The sequence below is a fragment of the Mesorhizobium sp. CA8 genome (assembly GCF_020164955.1).
Lineage (GTDB): Bacteria > Pseudomonadota > Alphaproteobacteria > Rhizobiales > Rhizobiaceae > Mesorhizobium.
Map to the genome: position 1 here is coordinate 1 of NZ_JAIUHG010000018.1, position 18,145 is coordinate 18,145.

Here is an 18,145-nt window from a genome sequence, read left to right on the forward strand (position 1 = left end):
AACAAGCGATTCGTGTGTCATCTCCAGCGTAGAATCACAACCGATTCCGCGCCGCAATACCTATCTTAGCGCCTATGGGGAGAAGGGGGAGCCTGCGCACTGCTACGCCAACTCCTCGGAATGGGTAATCGTCACGCCATATTCCGCGGCCGAGCCCAAGATCGTATGCCACAGGCTCTCGGCGAAGGTCGCGAACACCAGCAGGTTGAACACCGCCTGTCGATCCGCCCGATCCTTGGCGCGCCAGAGTGTGACGCTGGTATGATCCACCGACGTGGCCGCCGCGACACCCACGGCAAACACATCGGGATGCAGGTCGATCGACGACAGCTTGGCGAGCGTCGCGCGCGCCTTGTCGCCGGAGACGCTGATCAGCACCCGCGCATGCGATTGGTCGGAAAGCGAGGCCGAACCGACGAAGGCCGGCGCAAGCGCCTCGATCGTATGGCTGCCGCCTTTGGACAGCATCAGGAATTGGTCCGGTCCCGACCAGATCAGCGTCGCGTCGGCAGTATCGACCGCCTTTGGCGTTTCCGGCGCCGCCATGCCGAAGCGCGCCTGCGCGGCCTTCGCCATCTCGCCGGCCTTGCCGCGCCGCGCCATTACCTGGACGAGATCGAAATTGCGGATCTCCGTCAGCGACACGCCGGCGTCGCCTTGCGCGCCGTAGGAGCCGGCAATCAGCGCGCGGTCGAGCGGGCTGCGGACGTCCCAGGAAAACTCAGCCACGCTGGCGCCCTCCATCCGGATCGTAGAAGACGGAATTGCAGAGCTCGACATCATAGTCCTCGCCGCGCAGCGGATCATGCGCGCGCACGATCTCGCCGATGCGCTCGCGGCCGCGCTCGACGAGGCCGAGACCGATCCACTGGTCGAGCACCGGCGAGAAACAGACCGAGGTGACATAGCCCTGGTCGTTGCCGGGGCCGGGGGTCTCGCCCTTTGGAATGATGTGCGCGCCGGAGCGCAGGCGGCGCGCCTTGTCGGTCGGCTTGATGCCGACGACCACCTGCCGGTTCGGCGCGACGAGCGCCTCGCGGCCGGCCATGACGCGGCCGATGAAATCCTTCTTGGTCGACATCATCTTGCCGAGGCCGAGATCGCCCGCCGTGGTGGTGCCGTTGAGTTCCGGCCCGGCGACATGACCTTTTTCGATGCGCATCACGCCAAGCGCTTCGGTGCCGTAAGGCGTGATGCCGAACGGCTTGCCGGCAATCATCAGATTGCGCGCCATCGCCTCGCCGTAGCGCGCCGGCACCGAAATCTCGAACGCCATCTCGCCGGAGAAGGAGATGCGGAACAACCTTGCCTTGATGCCGCCGCGCAAGCCGACCTCGCGTGCGCCCATGAACGGGAAACCTTCGTTCGACAGGTCCTCGGCCGGATCAACGATCTCTTTCAAGAGATCGCGGGTCTTTGGTCCGGCGATCGAGAACTGCGCCCATTGGTCGGAGACCGAGGTCAGCTGCACGTCGAGCTCGGGGAACAGAACCTGGCGGCAGAATTCCAGGTGCTGCATCACCAGCCCGGCCTTGGCCGTCGTGGTGGTGAGGAAGTAATGATCCTCGGCCAGGCGCGAGGTCGTGCCGTCGTCATAGACGATGCCGTCCTCGCGCAGCATCAGCCCATAGCGCGCCTTGCCGACGGCGAGGCTGGAGAAGGCGTTGATGTAGACGCGGTCGAGGAAGGTGCCTGCGTCGGGCCCGTGCACGTCGATCTTGCCGAGCGTCGAGACGTCGCAGAAGCCGACGCCGCCGCGCACCGCCTTGACCTCGCGGGTGACCGATTCCAGCCAGTCCTTCTCGCCGGCGCGCGGATACCACTGCGCGCGCTTCCATAGGCCGGTGTCGACAAAGACCGCGCCCTGTTCGGCCGCCCAGTGATGCGAGGGCGTCAGCCGCGTCGCATGGAAATTCTCGTCGCGATGGTGGCCGGCGAAAGCGCCGATGGCGACCGGCACGTAAGGCGGCCGATAGATCGTCGTGCCGGTCTCGGGGATCGACTTGCCGCTGACCGCCGCCATGATGGCGAGGCCGGCGACATTCGAGGTCTTGCCCTGGTCGGTCGCCATGCCGAGCGTCGTGTAGCGCTTCAGATGCTCGACCGATTGAAAACCCTCGCGCTGCGCCAGCTCGACATCGGAAGCGGTGACGTCATGCTGCTGGTCGACGAAGGCCTTGCCCTTGCCAGCGACATGCCAGAGCGGTGTGATCGAAAAGGCCTCGTCGTCGGCAACCGGCATCGATCCGATATTGCCGCTGTGCCCGGCATCGCGGGCCGCGGCAGCGCCGGCTTCGAACCCTTCGCGCAGGCAGGCGCCAAGCCCGAAGGCGCCGTTGGCAGCGCCCGCGGCGACCATGCCGGGCGGCGCGCCATCCGGCACGAAGGCGGCGATGTCGTCGCGCCATTTCGGCCTGCCGCGATGGTAGGAGGTGAGGCCGACCGCGGGGTTCCAGCCGCCAGAGACGGCGAGCCCGTCCGCCTCGACCTCGGCGCGCGCGCCGCCGGCCAGCGAGACGGAAATCTTGCGGACGCCACCCTTGCCGCCGTTGATGCCGGCGACAGCGCCGTGCAGCACCGGAAAGCCGCTCTTGCTTGCAAGCGAGCGGTGGGCCGGCGAAATGTCCGGCCGCGCATCGATCACCGCCGCAACCTGCAGTCCCGCCGCGATCGCCGTTTCGGCGGTGCGCCAGCCATCCTCATTGTTGGTGAACAGCGCGATGCGCCGCGCCGGCGTGGCTGCGTAGCGGTTGATGTAGCTGCGCATGGCCGACGCCATCATCACGCCCGGCGTGTCGTTGTCGGCAAAGACGATCGGACGCTCGATGGCGCCGGCCGCGACGACGCAGCGCTTGGCCACGATCCGCCATAGCCGCTGGCGCACCTGATGCTCGGGCGGCACCGGCAGGTGGTCGTTGACACGCTCGATCGCGCCATAGGTGCCGCCGTCATAAACACCGAACAAAGTCGTGCGGGTCATGATGCGCACATCCGGCATCGCCGTCAGTTCGGCAACCGCGCGCGCAACCCATTCGGCGGCCGGCAATCCGTCGATCATGCCGCCATCGGCGAACAGGCGCCCGCCGAGGACGAAATCCTCCTCGCACAGGATGACGCGCGCGCCGCAGCGCGCGGCGGCAAGAGCCGCCGCCAGACCTGCCGGGCCGGAACCCGCGATCACCACATCGCAATGCGCCCAGGCCTTGTCATAATGGTCGGGATCGGAAACCTGGGCAGCGCGGCCAAGGCCCGCGGCGCGCCGGATCGCCGGCTCGTAGATCGCTTCCCAGAACTTCGCCGGCCACATGAAGGTCTTGTAGTAGAAGCCGGCGACGAAGATCGGCGCGAACAACTGGTTGACCGACATGACGTCGAAATTGAGCGACGGCCAGCGGTTTTGGCTGGCGGCTTCGAGTCCTTCATAGAGCTCGGCGGTCGTCGCCTTGGTGTTCGGCTCGCGCCTTGCGCCGCTGCGCAATTCGACCAGCGCGTTCGGCTCTTCCGAGCCAGCCGTCAGGATGCCGCGCGGACGATGATATTTGAACGAGCGGCCGACGAGCTTGACGCCATTGGCGACCAGCGCGGAAGCCAGCGTGTCGCCCTTGAAGCCGAAGAGCGTCTTGCCGTCGAAGCGGAAGTTGAGCGCGGTCGAGCGGTCGATGAGACCGCCATAGTTCAGCCGGTTTGCCTGATCGCCGCGCATCACACACCAACCTTGGCGGCGCCTGCGCCCGCCGCCGGCTCGACGGCCGAAATCTCATGCGTCAGCGTGTTGCGCGTGACCTTCAGCCAGGCCCGGCAGCCGCCGCCGTGGTACCAGTGCTCGCTCATCGGGCCGGCAATGTTGTCGCGCAGATAGACGTAGTCGTAGACCGCGTCCTCGCCGGCATCGGCCGCCGGCCGTTGTGGCTTGGCGTCGCCGAGATAGGTGAACTCGCCGAGTTCGCGTTCGCCGCAGAAGGGACAGACTATGCGCATGGCTGGGTCTTCAATGCATGATGCCAAAAAATGTGAAGCGGTTTTTGGATAACATCATGCTCTATCCCTAATGCAGGTTCGGTTGGGCGCCCTGGCCCTTCTCGTCGATCATGGCGCCGCGCTGGAAGCGGTCGAGGCGGAAAAGCGCGGCTTCCTTGTGCGATTGATCGCGGGCGATGAGATGGGCGAAGACGAAACCGGAGCCGGGCGTCGCCTTGAAGCCGCCATAGCACCAGCCGGCATTGATGTAGAGGCCGTCGACCGGGCTCTTGTCGATGATCGGCGAGCCGTCCATCGACATGTCCATGATGCCGCCCCACTGGCGCAAAAGCCGCACGCGGCCGATCATCGGGATCAGCGCCATACCGCCCTCGCAGACATCCTCCACGACCGGCAGATTGCCGCGCTGGGCATAGGAATTGTAGCCGTCGATATCGCCGCCGAAGACCAGCCCGCCCTTGTCCGACTGGCTGACATAGAAGTGTCCGGCGCCGAAGGTCATGACCCCGGGGATCAGCGGCTTGATCGCTTCGGAGACGAAGGCCTGCAGCACATGGCTTTCGATCGGCAGGCGAAGACCTGCCATAGCCGCGACCCGTGACGAGGAGCCGGCCACTGCCATGCCGATCTTGCCGGCGCCGATCTTGCCGCGCGATGTCTCAACACCGGTCACCTTGCCGTTGGCGTCGCGCGTGAAGCCGGTAACCTCGCAATTCTGGATGATGTCGACGCCGAGTTCGCTCGCCGCATGCGCGTAGCCCCACACCACGGCGTCATGCCGCGCCGTGCCGCCGCGCCGCTGCAGCAGTCCGCCTTGCACGGGGAAACGCGCATTGTCGAAATTCAGGAACGGCAGCATTTTGCGCAGCGCCGCCTGGTCGAGCAGTTCCGCATCGATGCCGTTGATGCGCATGGTGTTGCCGCGCCGGGCGAAAGCGTCGCGCTGCGCGTCGGAGTGATAGAGGTTGAGCACGCCGCGCTGGCTGACCATCGCGTTATAGTTGAGGTCCTGCTCCATCCGCTCCCAGAGCTTCATCGATAATTCGTAGAAGCCGGTGTTGCCGGGGAGCCCGTAGTTGGAGCGGATGATGGTGGTGTTGCGGCCGGCATTGCCGGAGCCGATCCACCCTTTTTCCAGCACCGCGACATTGCGGATACCGAACTCGCTGGCAAGGAACCAGGCGGTGGCGAGGCCATGGCCGCCGCCGCCGATGATCACCACGTCATAGCGGTCCTTGGGCGCAGCGTCGCGCCAGGTCGGCTGCCAGTTCTTGTGGCCGGAAAGGGCGGCGCGGGCGAGCGAGAAGATCGAATATTTCATCAGTTCATTCCGAGGTCGCTCGCACCGCTAGAGCATGATGCCGAAAAGTGTGAAGTGGTTTTCGGACGACATCATGCTCCACTACAGGACGGTCAGATATCCAGCGTGTGGTCGCGCTCCCACTGCGTGAAGTGCGAAGCATAGGAATTCCATTCCTGCTGCTTCAGCTTTAGATATGCCGACGAGAATTCCTCACCCAGCGCCGCCTTCAACGATTTGTCCTTGTCGAACTCGCGCAGCGCGTCGAGCAGGTTGAGCGGCAGTTTCGGCGCATCCGTCACGGTATGCCCGAGCTGGTACATGTCGATGTCGTAGCGCTTACCGGGATCGGCCTTCGAGCGGATGCCGTCGAGGCCGGCGGCGATGATGACCGCTTGCAGCAGATAGGGATTGGCGGCGCCGTCCGGCAGGCGCAATTCGAAGCGGCCGGGTCCCGGTACGCGCACCATATGCGTGCGGTTGTTGCCGGTCCAGGTCACCGTGTTCGGTGCCCAGGTCGCGCCCGAAATGGTGCGCGGCGCGTTGATGCGCTTGTAGGAATTGACCGTCGGATTGGTGATCGCGGCAAGCGCCGAGGCATGCTTCATGATGCCGCCGAGGAAGTTCCTGCCCTTGGCGGACAGGCCGAGCTCTTCCGAATTGTCGGCAAAGACATTGGTCTTGCCGGTCTCGTCCCACACCGAGATATGCGCATGGCAGCCATTGCCGGTCAGGCCCTGGAAGGGCTTGGGCATGAACGTCGCGCGCAGGCCATGCTTTTCGGCGATCGACTTGACCATGAACTTGAAGAAGGAGTGCTTGTCGGCGGTCGCCAGCGCGTGATCGAAGGTCCAGTTCATCTCGAACTGGCCGTTGGCGTCCTCATGGTCGTTCTGGTATGGGCCCCAGCCCAACGCCAGCATGTGGTCGCAGATCTCGGCGATGACGTCGTAGCGCCGCATCACCGCCTGCTGGTCGTAGCAGGGTTTCGAGGCTGTATCGTATTCGTCGGAGATCGCCTTGCCATCTGGCGAGATCAGGAAGAACTCGGCCTCGACGCCGGTCTTGACATGCATGCCGTCGCGGGCGGCTTCGTCGATCAGCCGCTTCAGCGTGTTGCGCGGCGCCTGGTTAACCTCCTTGTCGTCCATGATGCAGTTGGCGGCGACCCAGGCGACGTCCTTCTTCCACGGCAATTGGATGACCGAAGCCGGATCCGGCACCGCCAGCATGTCTGGATGCGCGGGCGTCAGGTCAAGCCATGTCGCGAAGCCGGCAAATCCTGCACCGTCCTTCTGCATATCGGCGATCGCCTGCGCCGGCACCAGCTTGGCACGCTGCCCGCTGAACAGGTCGGTGTAGGAGATCATGAAATATTTGACGCCGTTCTCCTTGGCGAATGCGGCGAGATCGTTCCCCATTATGTAGTTCCTCGCTTATGTGTCTTGGAAGTTTGTCCTAGAAGCCGTTCTTCCCAGGTATCCAGCTGGTGCCGGCCAAAGGCACGCCGGCCATGGCGGCAGCTTCGATCGAGAGCGCGACGAGATCCTCCGGCTCGAGATTGTGCAGACTGTTCTTGCCGCAGGCGCGGGCAATCGTCTGCGCTTCGAGCGTCATCACCTTCAGGTAGTTCGCCAGGCGCCGTCCGGCCGCGATCGGGTCGACCCGCTTCATCAATTCGGGGTCCTGGGTGGTGATACCGGCCGGGTCGCGACCTTCGTGCCAGTCGTCATAGGCGCCGGCCGTGGTGCCGAGCGCGTTGTAGTCCGCCTCCCAGCGTGGATCGTTGTCGCCGAGCGCGACCAGTGCTGCCGTGCCGATCGACACCGCGTCGACGCCGAGCGCCAGCGCCTTGGCGACATCGGCGCCGTTGCGGATGCCACCGGAAACGATGAGCTGCACCTTGCGGTGCATGCCGAGGTCCTGCAGCGCCTGCACCGCCGGCCTGATGCAGGCAAGCGTCGGCTGGCCGACATTCTCGATGAACACTTCCTGGGTGGCAGCGGTGCCGCCCTGCATGCCGTCGACCACGACGACATCGGCGCCGGCCTTCACCGCGAGCGCAGTGTCGTAGTAGGGCCGCGCCCCACCGACCTTGACGTAGATCGGCTTTTCCCAGTCGGTGATCTCGCGCAGCTCAAGGATCTTGATCTCGAGATCGTCCGGTCCGGTCCAGTCGGGATGGCGCGAAGCCGAGCGCTGGTCGATGCCCTTGGGCAGCGTGCGCATCTCGGCGACGCGGTCGGAAATCTTCTGGCCGAGCAGCATGCCGCCGCCGCCCGGCTTGGCGCCCTGGCCGACGACCACTTCGATGGCGTCGGCGCGGCGCAGGTCGCGCGGATTCATGCCGTAGCGCGAGGGCAGGTACTGGTAGACCAGCGTCTTGGAATGGCCGCGTTCCTCCTCGGTCATGCCGCCGTCACCGGTGGTGGTCGAGGTGCCGGAAAGCGTGGCGCCGCGTCCGAGCGCCTCTTTGGCCGGGCCGGAGAGCGAGCCAAAACTCATGCCGGCGATTGTGATCGGGATCTTCAGCTCGATCGGCTTCCTGGCGTGGCGCGAGCCGAGCACCACCGAGGTGTCGCAGCGCTCGCGATAGCCTTCGAGCGGATAGCGCGAGATCGAGGCGCCGAGGAACAGCAGGTCGTCGAAATGCGGCAGCTTGCGCTTGGCGCCGGCGCCGCGGATGTCATAGATGCCGGTCGCGGCCGCGCGGCGGATTTCGGAAAGCGTGTAATCGTCGAAGGTCGCGGATTTGCGCGGCGTCGTCGGCGGGTTGCGGTAGGTCATCTTGCCTCAATACGCGTCGGCGTTATCGATGTTGAAATTGTAGAGTTTGCGGGCCGAGCCGTAGCGCTTGAACTCCGAGGCCTTGACGCCGGTCACGCCGGCCTTGTCGAGCAGGGCCTGCAGCAATTCGATATGCTCGGGCCGCATCTCCTTGGCGATGCAGTCGGCGCCGAGGCTCTCCACCTTGCCGCGCACGAAGAGCCGCGCCTCGTAGATGGAATCGCCCAGCGCGTCGCCGGCATCGCCCAGCACCACGAGGTTGCCGGACTGCGCCATGAAGGCCGACATGTGGCCGATATTGCCGTGCACGACGATGTCGATGCCTTTCATCGAAATGCCGCAGCGCGACGAGGCATTGCCCTCGATGACCAGCAAGCCGCCGCGGCCGGTGGCGCCGGCATACTGGCTGGCGTCGCCCTTGATGACGATCGAGCCCGACATCATGTTCTCGCCGACGCCGGGGCCGGCCGAGCCGTGCACGGTGATCGCTGCGCCGTCATTCATGCCGGCGCAGTAATAGCCGACGCTGCCGCGTACATCGATGCTGACGGGCTGATCGACGCCGACCGCCACCGAATGGCTGCCCTTGGGGTTGAGCACTTCCCAGGCGGTCTCGTTCGAGCCGGGCGTTAGCTTGTGCAGCGCCTGGTTCAATTCGCGCAGCGAATGCACGGATAGGTCAAAGACGCGTGATGCCTGACTGTGGGCATTGCCTGGCTCGCGCTCTGCTTTCGACATTGGGGTTGCCGGCATCAGCTCAATGCTCCCAGAAATAAACGGTTGCGGGCTCGGGCTCCCAGACACGCGCATTGTCGATGCCGGGAAGCTTGGTCAGCGCACGATATTCGGAGCCGAAGGCGACATACTGGTCGGTCTCGGCCATCACGGCCGGCTTGCAGGCGATCGGATCGCGCACCACACCGAAGCCGTTCTTGGTGCCGACGACGAAGGTGAAGAAGCCGTCGAGGTCGGAGAGCGTGCCTTCCAGCGCCTCACCGAGATTCTTGCCATGCGCCATCCGGTTGGAGAGATAGGCAGCCGCCACCTCAGTGTCGTTCTCGGTCTCGAAGGTCATGCCGTCGCGGATCAGCTCGCGGCGTACATTGTTGTGATTGGAGAGCGAGCCGTTATGCACCAGGCACTGGTCGGCGCCGGTCGAGAAAGGATGCGCGCCCATCGTCGTCACCGCCGATTCCGTCGCCATGCGGGTGTGGCCGATGCCATGCGTGCCGGTCATCGCGCGCACGCCGAAGCGGTCGACGACGGCTTCGGGCAGGCCGACTTCCTTGTAGATCTCCACCGCCTCGCCGGCGCCCATGATGCGGATGTCGGGCCGGAGCGTCTGCAGCGCCTCGCGCGCGGCGTCGACCTTGTCCGGCGTGGTCCGGATCACCGCATGCGTGGACTTGACCGCGACGCTGACCGGCGCGCTGATCGCCTTGGCGAGCTCGGCGTCGAGGCCGCGGAAATCGCGATCGGGCTTCGGCGACTGCACGGTGATCTTGGCTTCATTGCCGGTGGCTGCGCCATAGATCGCGATGCCGGCACTGTCCGGTCCGCGGTCGCTGAGCGACACCAGCATTTCCGACAGCATGGCGCCGAGCTTCGGCTCCAGCGCCTTGTCCTTCAAGAAAAGTCCGACGATTCCGCACATGCCAGCCTCCAACGTTTTTTGGCTCTCAGATGATGTACCCAATGAGTAAGCCGAATTCAATTGGTATGAAAAAAATTTTCCTGTGATTACATATTGGACGGCGCATTGCCCTCGGCACTATCGCCGTCCGTGCGCGCCTTGTGAACCCAGATCGCATGGCGGATACGCGCAATCCGGTAGGCGTCGAGGATCGAGAGGGCATAGATCAGGAAGCCGCCGGCATGGCGGCCGATGAAGCTGGCGTCGACCGGCGCCAGCTTGGTGGTTACCCAGCCAAGGATCACCATGAAGAACAGGAATTGCAGCCCGCGCGCCGGCACGCCGAGCATGACATGGCCGCTTGCCGGCAAGACGATCGCGGCGCCGAGCACGAGATAGGGATTCGCGGGAGCAGGGGTGGCGGTTTCGTCGCTCATGCGGCCCGTCTTTCGCGTCGGTTGATGGCTTGGCGAAGCGTCGAGGCTGCCTCGAGCAGCCGTTCGATCAAGGCCGGATCGATCCCGGCGTCGCCGAACGCCGCCTGCCGGAACACACCGTAGCGAGCGCGCTCGGCCTCGGCCAGCAGCCACACGATGCGCACGCCCTTCGGCGTTATCAGCAATTCCTTGGCGCGGCTTCCGGCAAAGATGTCTGTATGCGCGGCGATCAGATCCTGCGGGAAGGCGACGCCTCTGCGGTCCGTCCTGAGCACCGCGTCGGCGGGAAGGCCGAGCACTTTCGGCAGCGTGTGCGGCAGATGGTCGAAATTGGAGAACGTCGTCGCCGAATTCGGCCGCATCATCATGTCGAACGTGCCTGGCACCGCGACCGGCTCGGTGATCGAAACGCTGAGCCAGCGCGTCGGCAGCTTTCGCGTCGCCAGCGTGTCGACGATGGTCCGCAGCTGAACGCGCTGACCATTCCAGGAACCGGCCCAGGTGACGACACCGGCCGTGCCGTCGGAAATGTCGGCGGCGTCCGCAACGATGCTGCGGATGCTCGCCATATCGGCGGCCAAGGCCGCCTTCGCCCTGTTGCGACCCGCGCGCGCCAGCCAGACAATATGAGCGGCGACGCCCAGTGCGATCGCCCCGGTAAGCAATACTGACGTCAGCTCAGACATTTCGATACGCCACGGCCCGCCATCGAACGGCGGGCCCTTACTCCACTCAATAACCCTGCGGCTTCGGCCACGGCATGGAGAACTGGTCGCCGCGCCGCACGAACTTGTAGCGGTAGAAGTGGAACCACAGCGAGATCAGGAAATAGAAGACGGTCATCGCGATCAGCTGAGAGCCGAAGCCGAGGAAGATGGCGAAGAAAGTCACCATGCACAGGCAGAAGAGCACGATCGCCGGCAGTGGGTGGAAGGGGTGCGTGTAGCCGCGGCGGATCGAACCCAGCGGCCACTTCTTGCGGAACATCATGATGTTGATGCTCATGAAGGTGTATTGCAGCACGCCCGACAGGATCGAGAAGGTGATCGCCTGGTTGAGATCGGCGATGAAGGCGAAGGCCAGCGCGATCGGCAGCAGGAACAGGATCGAGCGATAGGGCGTGCGGTATTTCGGATGCACCGCCGAGAACCAGCTCGGCAGATAGCGGTCGCGGCCGAGCGAGAACCAGGCGCGCGCCGCGTCGTTGATGCAGCCATTGGCCGAGGCAAGCGCGGCCAGCAGCGTCGCGATGAAGAGCAGGTTTTCCAGCAGCGGGCTGCCCGTCAGTTTGCCGGCGTCCCATAGCGGATAATAGGTGATGCCGAGATATTCCCAGGGCATCAGCGAGGCGCAGACATACCAGGTCATCGCGGCCGCGATCAGAAGCGTGATCATGCCGGCCATAGTGCCGTAAGGCAGCGAGCGCGCCGGCGAGCGCACTTCCTCGGCCGCCTGGGTCGTGCCCTCGATGCCGAGATAATACCAGATGCCGAACTGGAAGGCGGCAATGACGCCGATCCAGCCATAGGGCAGCGCATTGGCGGGGGTGACCAGCTCGTTGAGCTTCAGCACCGCGCCTTGCGTCCACGGGCTGACGGAGAAGAACAGGATGACGATCGAGACATAGGCGATCGCAGTGATGACGAAGTTGACGTTGAGCGTCATCAGCACGCCGCGATAGTTGAGCCAGGCGAGCACGACGATGGTGGCGGCGATGAAGGAGTTGTGCGTCAGCCCCTCGACGCCGGCCTTGGCGACGATCGTGTCGCCGAGCAGGATCGCGTCCGATACTTCGAGCATGGTGTAGGCGAACACCAGGAACAGCGCGACGTTGAAGGCCATCAGCGGCCCGACGATATGCTTGGCTTGCGCATATTGGCCGCCGGCGGCTGCGACGGTGGACGTCACCTCCGAATCGATCATGGCGACCGAGGTGTAGAGCAGTCCGACGACCCAGCAGACAATCAGCGCGGCGAGCGCGCCGCCCTTGTCGGCGGAGAAATTCCAGCCGGTGAACTCGCCGACCAGCACGATGCCGACGCCCAGCGCCCACACATGCGCCGGGCCGAGCACCCGAAGCAGCGAGACCCTGTCGCCGTGGATTGTCGTCGTTTGTGCCGTTTCAACCGCAGCCGTCATGTCAGTCCCCACTCAGATCCGGTGTTTTTCGGAAACGGCTTCAAGCTCGCCTTCACGGGAAGACGTCAAAGTCTCCTCGGAATAGGTCGTATCGACCTTGAACCAGTCGTAGAGCATCCACGCCGCAAGCACGACCGAGATGCCCCAGCAAACGTAAGACAGTCCCATCCACATGATGTCTTCCCCGGTCTCTTTGTCGTCGAAAGTCTCTTTGTCGTCGAAGTCTATTTGTCGTCGAACTTCTCGTTGATGACCTCGCGATATTCCTTATCGGAGGCGCGGAACAGGAAGACGAAATACGCGATCAGGACGATCGCCATGATGATCAGCGTCGGCCAGTCGATGATGTAGTGGAAGCGGTTCTGGATGATGTCGTGCGCCGTCTCCGGCGTGTAGCCCAGCTTCTCCCAGATCGAGGCCATGGTCGCGTTCTGGCCGAGCGCGTCCCAGGTCTTGGCATCGAGCGGGTCGATCGACTTCGCCGCCCCGGCAAAGCCGAGTTTCAGCGGCAGCCAGAGCGCCACGAAGATTGCGACCACCACGACCGCGATGTCGAGGATCTGTCCGGCCTTGCTCTGCTCCGGCGGGGTATAGCGAGCCATGGTTTCTCCCTTCACGATTGGCGGTTGCGGGCGGCGTCGGCGTTCTTGATGTCGAGCCCGTAGATGAAGTCCTTGTCTTCCTTGTAGTGGTTGAGCATGGCGAGGATCGCGGCGGTGTTGAAGATCAGCACCGCGGCGGCTGCAACCGCCACCACGAGCTTGATGCCGCTATGCGGAATGTATGGCCATGTCATCAGGAGGACGAAGAGGATCGTTGCCCATAGGCACACGATCAGGAGCACGGACCCACGCACGTCGGAACGGTACAGCGCTTCGATGCGCTGCTGCATGTCGGACATCGGTTTTCCCCTTCTGGTGACGTCCGGCCACACAACAGACCGGGCGTCCACTCTTTCAACAGAGTGAAATTTTTTTCATAAATTCCGCTCGATTCCCGAAATTGTCAAGCCGGATTTACGCATCGTAAACCGTTTGTCACTGGGCAGGAAATTTGCCTGACAATGAAATTATTTGCTTCAAGGGGATTGCAGGGCTTCGCCGTTTGCGGTCAATATTCGACCAAGCTCCGCCACCAAGCAGGAGCAGGGAACAGCAACGACTTAAATCGCACGGAGGACGATCGGATGACGGCATCCTGGAGATTCTCGACCCTGGCGGATCGCCATCGCGCGCTCGGCTCGAAACTCGAGGACTGGAGCGGCATGGGCACCGCCTGGACCTACGACAAGGACGCCGACGAGGAATATGTCGCGATCCGCACCAAGGCCGGGCTGATGGACGTCTCCGGCCTGAAGAAGGTTCATATCACCGGGCCGCACGCCTCGCATCTCATCGACCTCGCCACGACGCGCGACGTCGAAAAGATCTATCCCGGCAAGTCGGCCTATGCCTGCATGCTGAACGAGGCCGGCAAATTCACCGACGACTGCATCCTCTACCGCATCAGCCCGAACTCGTGGATGGTCGTGCACGGCTCCGGCACCGGCCATGAGGAGCTGCAGCGGGCGGCCATGGGCCGCGATGTCTCGCTGCGCTTCGATGACAATCTGCACGACCTGTCGCTGCAAGGCCCGACCGCGGTCGACTATCTCGCCAAGCATGTGCCGGGCATTCGCGACCTCAACTATTTCCATCACATGCAGACGCAGCTCTTCGGCTTTCCGGTGATGATCTCGCGCACCGGCTACACCGGCGAGCGCGGCTACGAGATCTTCTGTCGCGGCCAGGATGCCGGCACGATCTGGGACAGGATCCTCGAGGAGGGCAAGAGCGCCGGCATCATTCCGTGCCGCTTCACCACGCTCGACATGCTGCGCGTCGAGAGCTATCTGCTCTTCTACCCTTACGACAATTCCCAAAAGTATCCGTTCGAGAACGAAGGCCCCGGCGACACGCTGTGGGAGCTCGGCCTCGACTTCACCGTCAGCCCCGGCAAGACCGGCTTCCGCGGCGCCGAGGAGCATTATCGGCTGAAGGGCAAGGAGCGCTTCAAGATCTACGGCGTGCTGCTCGACGGCAAGGAACCGGCGGATGAGGGCGCGCCCGTCTATCGCGACGGCAGACAAGTCGGCGTGGTGACCTGCGCCATGTATTCGCCGCTGGTCGAGAAATCGATGGGCATCGCTCGCCTCGACGTCGACTGCGCCGTCAAGGACACCAGGCTCGAGATTCGCAACAGGAGCGGCTCGATCAAAGCAACGGCGCAGCCCTTGCCGTTCGACGATCCCAAAAAGACCAAGCGCACGGCAAAAGGTTGAGGCATCATCAGCGGGAGGGCTTTCGGGGCACGAAGGAAAGAATGGCAGTCAAGACGATCATCAGCCGGCCCATTTACGGAACGCTGTCGCCGCAACTAGGCAAGCATCATCTGTTCATCGCCGATGCGGAAGGCGCGCTCGCGATAACGGACATGACCGGCAAGGCGCCGCCTGGCTTCTTCGACGGCGCCGAGATCGTCTTCATTCCGGGGCCCGAGGGGAAGTACATCGCCGCCCTCGAAGCGCTGAAGCCGATGCAACTTCACATCGCGCCGTCTTTCGCCAGCCTGTTGCCGCGGCTGAAGCAGACGCTGACCAACGCCCATATGGGCCTGCGCCTTTATCTTGCCGGCACCGAAGGCCTGATCGGCCAGGCAATGCAAGTAGCGCTTGAAGCTGGCATCGACCATACCTCCATTGCGACCGAGCATCGCGGCTCGCTGGCGCGGCGCATGCAATGCGTGCACTGCAAGGGCATCACCGAGAATGTAACGACGCAGCCGGCTACCTGCTCGCATTGCGGCCTGCTGCTTCTGGTGCGCGATCACTATTCGCGGCGCCTCGCGGCCTTCCAGGGCGTGTGCATCAACGCCGAGGATCGCTCCGAGATTCCTCCGATCGAGGAGGCCTTCCCATGAGCACCGGCACCACCAAGCTTGACGTCGTTGTCAGCGACGTCGTTCCCGTCAACGATCTCGTGACCCGTTTCCATTTCCGCCGTCGCGACGGCGAGCTGCTGCCGACCTTTTCCGGCGGCGCCCATGTCGTGGTCGAGATGCGCGACGGCGACCGCACCAGGCTCAATCCCTATTCGCTGATGGGCTCGCCGCTCGACACGCGCGAATACACGATCTCTGTGCGCCGAGACGATGCCGGCCGCGGCGGCTCGCTGTTCATGCACCGGCAGGTCAAGCCCGGCCTCGAGATGGTGATCAGCTATCCGGTCAATCTGTTCTCGCTGGATCTCCGGGCGAAGAAGCACCTGATGCTGGCCGGCGGCATCGGCATCACGCCTTTCATGGCGCAGACATCGCAGCTGGCAGGCGCCGGCGGCAATTTCGAATTGCACTACACCTGCCGCACGGCTTCGCTGGGCACCTATGCCGATGTCTTGCAGCAGCGCTATGGCAACCGAGTCAGACTCTACCACGACGACCGCGAGGAGCGCATCGACCTCGACCGGCTCTTGTCCTCGCAGCCGCTCGGCACGCATCTCTATGTCTGCGGCCCGGCCGGCATGATCAACTGGGTGCGTGACCGCGCGGCTAGCCTCGGATGGCCGCCGGAGACCGTGCATTTCGAGCATTTCGCGGCACCCCAGCCCGGCGCGCCGTTCGACGTGACCTTGGCCGTCAGCGGCAAGACGATCCGCGTCGGCGAGCAGCAGAGCCTGCTCGAGGCGATCGAAGCCGCCGGCGTCGATCCGCCTTATCTCTGCCGCGGCGGCGTTTGCGGCCAGTGCGAGACCAATGTGATCTCCTCCGACGGCAAGTTCATCCACAACGATCACTGGCTGAGCGAGGAAGACCACCGTTCCGGCTGCAAGATCATGCCTTGCGTCTCGCGTTTCGAGGGCAAGTCGCTGGTCCTGGAAAGATAGGAGGCGTCAATGGGCATCACCTTTCGCAAGGAAACGTTTCGCGACGATTTCACCTTCAGGAACAGCCCGGAGCACATCAGGCGCTTTCCCTTCCCGTTCAACGAAGATGCCTACATGTATGCGGTCAACATCGAGCCGCATGTCGTCGGGCCCAAGGGCAGCGTGCTCGAGAACCTGATCGACGTCGACGAGCACTATGTCGCCGAGATGCAAGACCGCGCGCTTGTTCTGGCCGAGGATCCGCTGCGCTGCCAGTTGCTGCCGCATATGACGCTCGCGGGCTGGGACCTGCTCGAGCTTCTGATGGAGCAGCAGGCGCTCGGCTATCCCGAGCATTTCACACTGGAGCGAAACGGCGATCGCTGGCGCTGGATCAACCGGCCGCTCGGCATCGACGACACCTTCACCTTCGGCGACACCTCGACGCTGCCCTACGGGCCGATGGAGTACATCACCCGCCAGAGCCAGGGCGATTTCTGCATTCTCGACCAGCGCGACGGCAATCTGTGGATGGATGCCGGCATGGTCACCACCCAGGCCGACTGGTCGCTCGACTTCGACATCGGCATGAACTTCTTCGAATGGCACGCGCCGGTGCCGCTGGCGCATGAGAAGGGCATTTTCACCCGCGCGCTGAAGTTCCTCACCAACATCCAGCAGGGCAAGCCGGCAAGGCGTCTCAACTGGACGATGACCATCAATCCGCGCCTCGACACCAGTCCCGAGAATTATCACAAATGGGGCCCGGACCGCGCCACGGTCACGCCCGAAAATGTCGGCCAGAAGGTGCATCTGCGCGTCGAGCTGCAAAGCTTCTGGCGGCTGCCGCGTTCAAACGCCATCGTCTTCCCGATCCGTTGCTATCTGATCAAGATGGATGAGCTGGTCACGCAGCCGAAATGGGCGCGGCGCCTGCACCGCGTCATCCGCGACCTGCCGGAAGAGCTCGCTACCTATAAGGGCCTGACCCGATATAGGCCGACGCTGGTGGAATGGCTGTCGAAGCTCGACGACGGCAGCCCGACGTCACCAGGATTCGGGCCGGATTGAAGACTGGTTCCTCGCCCCCGCAAGGCGGGGGAGAGGTGTCCGCGAAGCGGACGGAGAGGGGGCCTTCGTATGGCGCTCCCCTCTCCGTCTCGGCTTCGCCGAGCCACCTCTCCCCACTTTCGTGGGGCGAGGAACTAGAACGTCTCACCCCGCGCTGTTTTGCGGATAGCAGATGATCGACAGATACCGCATCGGAAGCCGCGTCAGCTCTTCCGGTCCATGCGGCGCATCGGCGTCGAAGAACAGGCTGTCGCCCGGCTTCATCGGATAGAGGTTGTTGCCGTGCCGGTAAACGACCTCGCCTTCGAGCATGTAGAGGAACTCCATGCCCGCATGCTGGAAGGTCGGGAACACGTCCGAATTCTCGGTCAGCGTGATGAGGTAGGGCTCGACGACGACGCCGCTGGTGTTGGCGCCGATATGTCCGAGCAGGTTGTACTGGTGGCCGGCGCGGGTGCCGCGGCGCTCGACATCGACGCCTTCACCGGCCTTGACGAAGACGGCGCTGTGCTCTTCCTCGAAACGCCGGAAGAAGGCGGTCACCGGAACGCCCAGCGCCCGCGACAGCGCCTGCAATGTCGTCAGCGATGGCGAGGTGATGCCGTTTTCGATCTTCGACAGCATGCCGAGCGAAATGTCGGTGGCGGTGGCGAGATCGGCGACGGTGATGCCGAGCTTTTTGCGGAACGCGCGCACCTCATGGCCGATCGCCACTTCCAGCACTTTCTCGCGCGTGTCGCGGATGGCGTGCGGATTTTGCGTCAACGGCGCGCGTATCGTGCGCCCGGCCGCCGAAACGCGCTTTAGTGGCGCCTTGACCTTCGCTGCCGCATCGGTGGACCTGGTGCCGGAATTCTTGTTCGCCATGTCGCCCCCGACTCTCGCGGATTTATTTCACTCA

The 18,145-nt window shown here is 63.9% G+C and carries 19 protein-coding genes; 4 read left to right on the forward strand and 15 right to left on the reverse strand.

What is annotated here, in order from left to right; translation table 11 throughout:
* Window positions 1-102 precede the first annotated feature (102 nt).
* The 14 genes from LB553_RS19250 to LB553_RS19315 all read right to left on the reverse strand — a co-directional run bounded on the left by LB553_RS19250 (window position 103) and on the right by LB553_RS19315 (window position 13,175).
* Window positions 103-729 carry a sarcosine oxidase subunit gamma gene (locus LB553_RS19250; protein ID WP_224515829.1) on the reverse strand — a complete coding sequence of 209 codons (627 nt, stop codon included), beginning with the start codon at window positions 727-729 and terminating at the stop codon, window positions 103-105.
* Window positions 722-3,703, reverse strand: coding sequence for a sarcosine oxidase subunit alpha (locus LB553_RS19255; protein WP_224515830.1), 2,982 nt, complete (start codon window positions 3,701-3,703; stop codon window positions 722-724). The genes LB553_RS19250 and LB553_RS19255 overlap by 8 nt, the downstream gene beginning before the upstream one ends.
* Complete coding sequence (locus tag LB553_RS19260; protein WP_224515831.1) at window positions 3,703-3,978, reverse strand: sarcosine oxidase subunit delta; 276 nt, start codon at window positions 3,976-3,978, stop codon at window positions 3,703-3,705. The genes LB553_RS19255 and LB553_RS19260 overlap by 1 nt, the downstream gene beginning before the upstream one ends.
* Window positions 3,979-4,045: 67 nt before the next feature.
* Entirely contained in the window at window positions 4,046-5,299 is a 1,254-nt protein-coding gene (locus tag LB553_RS19265) for a sarcosine oxidase subunit beta family protein (RefSeq protein ID WP_224515832.1), read from the reverse strand.
* Window positions 5,300-5,391: 92 nt separating this feature from the next.
* Window positions 5,392-6,699: a type III glutamate--ammonia ligase gene (gene glnT / locus LB553_RS19270; protein ID WP_095768776.1), complete on the reverse strand. Its 1,308-nt coding sequence runs from the start codon at window positions 6,697-6,699 to the stop codon at window positions 5,392-5,394.
* A 37-nt stretch (window positions 6,700-6,736) separates the two neighbouring features.
* Window positions 6,737-8,065 (reverse strand): FMN-binding glutamate synthase family protein, encoded by a 1,329-nt coding sequence (locus LB553_RS19275; protein WP_224515833.1) that lies wholly within the window; start codon window positions 8,063-8,065, stop codon window positions 6,737-6,739.
* Window positions 8,066-8,071: 6 nt separating this feature from the next.
* Complete coding sequence (locus LB553_RS19280) at window positions 8,072-8,803, reverse strand: GXGXG domain-containing protein (RefSeq protein ID WP_224515834.1); 732 nt, start codon at window positions 8,801-8,803, stop codon at window positions 8,072-8,074.
* Between the two features lie 19 nt (window positions 8,804-8,822).
* Entirely contained in the window at window positions 8,823-9,719 is an 897-nt protein-coding gene (locus LB553_RS19285) for a class II glutamine amidotransferase (RefSeq protein ID WP_140544186.1), read from the reverse strand.
* A gap of 86 nt (window positions 9,720-9,805) precedes the next feature.
* The gene (locus LB553_RS19290; RefSeq protein ID WP_224515835.1) at window positions 9,806-10,135 is read right to left on the reverse strand and encodes a hypothetical protein; all 330 of its coding nucleotides are present in this window, start codon (window positions 10,133-10,135) and stop codon (window positions 9,806-9,808) included.
* Window positions 10,132-10,821 carry a hypothetical protein gene (locus LB553_RS19295; RefSeq protein WP_224515836.1) on the reverse strand — a complete coding sequence of 230 codons (690 nt, stop codon included), beginning with the start codon at window positions 10,819-10,821 and terminating at the stop codon, window positions 10,132-10,134. The genes LB553_RS19290 and LB553_RS19295 overlap by 4 nt, the downstream gene beginning before the upstream one ends.
* A 46-nt stretch (window positions 10,822-10,867) precedes the next feature.
* Entirely contained in the window at window positions 10,868-12,274 is a 1,407-nt protein-coding gene (locus LB553_RS19300) for an APC family permease (RefSeq protein ID WP_140693763.1), read from the reverse strand.
* Between the two features lie 12 nt (window positions 12,275-12,286).
* Complete coding sequence (locus tag LB553_RS19305) at window positions 12,287-12,448, reverse strand: hypothetical protein (RefSeq protein ID WP_095768770.1); 162 nt, start codon at window positions 12,446-12,448, stop codon at window positions 12,287-12,289.
* Between the two features lie 50 nt (window positions 12,449-12,498).
* Window positions 12,499-12,876, reverse strand: a complete 378-nt coding sequence (locus LB553_RS19310; RefSeq protein WP_095768769.1) for a hypothetical protein — start codon at window positions 12,874-12,876, stop codon at window positions 12,499-12,501.
* An 11-nt stretch (window positions 12,877-12,887) separates the two neighbouring features.
* Entirely contained in the window at window positions 12,888-13,175 is a 288-nt protein-coding gene (locus tag LB553_RS19315; protein WP_095768768.1) for a hypothetical protein, read from the reverse strand.
* Window positions 13,176-13,460: 285 nt separating this feature from the next.
* Between LB553_RS19315 and LB553_RS19320 the strand changes: the two genes are divergently transcribed.
* From LB553_RS19320 to LB553_RS19335, 4 genes are read left to right on the forward strand one after another with little or no spacing between them, the layout of a single operon-like run.
* Complete coding sequence (locus LB553_RS19320) at window positions 13,461-14,594, forward strand: aminomethyltransferase family protein (protein WP_224515837.1); 1,134 nt, start codon at window positions 13,461-13,463, stop codon at window positions 14,592-14,594.
* Between the two features lie 41 nt (window positions 14,595-14,635).
* The gene (locus LB553_RS19325) at window positions 14,636-15,232 is read left to right on the forward strand and encodes a dimethylamine monooxygenase subunit DmmA family protein (protein WP_224515838.1); all 597 of its coding nucleotides are present in this window, start codon (window positions 14,636-14,638) and stop codon (window positions 15,230-15,232) included.
* On the forward strand, window positions 15,229-16,194 hold the full coding sequence (locus LB553_RS19330; RefSeq protein ID WP_224515839.1) for a PDR/VanB family oxidoreductase: 966 nt from the start codon (window positions 15,229-15,231) through the stop codon (window positions 16,192-16,194). Before LB553_RS19325 ends, LB553_RS19330 begins: the two co-directional genes overlap by 4 nt.
* A 9-nt stretch (window positions 16,195-16,203) precedes the next feature.
* Window positions 16,204-17,244: a heme-dependent oxidative N-demethylase family protein gene (locus LB553_RS19335; protein ID WP_224515840.1), complete on the forward strand. Its 1,041-nt coding sequence runs from the start codon at window positions 16,204-16,206 to the stop codon at window positions 17,242-17,244.
* A 144-nt stretch (window positions 17,245-17,388) separates the two neighbouring features.
* Here LB553_RS19335 and LB553_RS19340 read toward each other — a convergent pair whose 3' ends face one another.
* Window positions 17,389-18,111, reverse strand: coding sequence for a helix-turn-helix domain-containing protein (locus tag LB553_RS19340; RefSeq protein ID WP_224515841.1), 723 nt, complete (start codon window positions 18,109-18,111; stop codon window positions 17,389-17,391).
* Window positions 18,112-18,145 lie beyond the last annotated feature (34 nt).

Bases quoted from the DNA above. Each gene is read 5' to 3' on its own strand.
- LB553_RS19290 (WP_224515835.1), bottom strand. From the start codon at position 10,135: ATGAGCGACGAAACCGCCACCCCTGCTCCCGCGAATCCCTATCTCGTG.
- LB553_RS19300 (WP_140693763.1), bottom strand. From the start codon at position 12,274: ATGACGGCTGCGGTTGAAACGGCACAAACGACGACAATCCACGGCGAC.
- LB553_RS19310 (WP_095768769.1), bottom strand. From the start codon at position 12,876: ATGGCTCGCTATACCCCGCCGGAGCAGAGCAAGGCCGGACAGATCCTC.
- LB553_RS19280 (WP_224515834.1), bottom strand. From the start codon at position 8,803: ATGTCGAAAGCAGAGCGCGAGCCAGGCAATGCCCACAGTCAGGCATCA.
- LB553_RS19320 (WP_224515837.1), top strand. From the start codon at position 13,461: ATGACGGCATCCTGGAGATTCTCGACCCTGGCGGATCGCCATCGCGCG.
- glnT (WP_095768776.1), bottom strand. From the start codon at position 6,699: ATGGGGAACGATCTCGCCGCATTCGCCAAGGAGAACGGCGTCAAATAT.
- LB553_RS19315 (WP_095768768.1), bottom strand. From the start codon at position 13,175: ATGTCCGACATGCAGCAGCGCATCGAAGCGCTGTACCGTTCCGACGTG.
- LB553_RS19255 (WP_224515830.1), bottom strand. From the start codon at position 3,703: ATGCGCGGCGATCAGGCAAACCGGCTGAACTATGGCGGTCTCATCGAC.
- LB553_RS19330 (WP_224515839.1), top strand. From the start codon at position 15,229: ATGAGCACCGGCACCACCAAGCTTGACGTCGTTGTCAGCGACGTCGTT.
- LB553_RS19275 (WP_224515833.1), bottom strand. From the start codon at position 8,065: ATGACCTACCGCAACCCGCCGACGACGCCGCGCAAATCCGCGACCTTC.
- LB553_RS19305 (WP_095768770.1), bottom strand. From the start codon at position 12,448: ATGTGGATGGGACTGTCTTACGTTTGCTGGGGCATCTCGGTCGTGCTT.
- LB553_RS19335 (WP_224515840.1), top strand. From the start codon at position 16,204: ATGGGCATCACCTTTCGCAAGGAAACGTTTCGCGACGATTTCACCTTC.
- LB553_RS19265 (WP_224515832.1), bottom strand. From the start codon at position 5,299: ATGAAATATTCGATCTTCTCGCTCGCCCGCGCCGCCCTTTCCGGCCAC.
- LB553_RS19295 (WP_224515836.1), bottom strand. From the start codon at position 10,821: ATGTCTGAGCTGACGTCAGTATTGCTTACCGGGGCGATCGCACTGGGC.
- LB553_RS19340 (WP_224515841.1), bottom strand. From the start codon at position 18,111: ATGGCGAACAAGAATTCCGGCACCAGGTCCACCGATGCGGCAGCGAAG.
- LB553_RS19325 (WP_224515838.1), top strand. From the start codon at position 14,636: ATGGCAGTCAAGACGATCATCAGCCGGCCCATTTACGGAACGCTGTCG.
- LB553_RS19285 (WP_140544186.1), bottom strand. From the start codon at position 9,719: ATGTGCGGAATCGTCGGACTTTTCTTGAAGGACAAGGCGCTGGAGCCG.
- LB553_RS19260 (WP_224515831.1), bottom strand. From the start codon at position 3,978: ATGCGCATAGTCTGTCCCTTCTGCGGCGAACGCGAACTCGGCGAGTTC.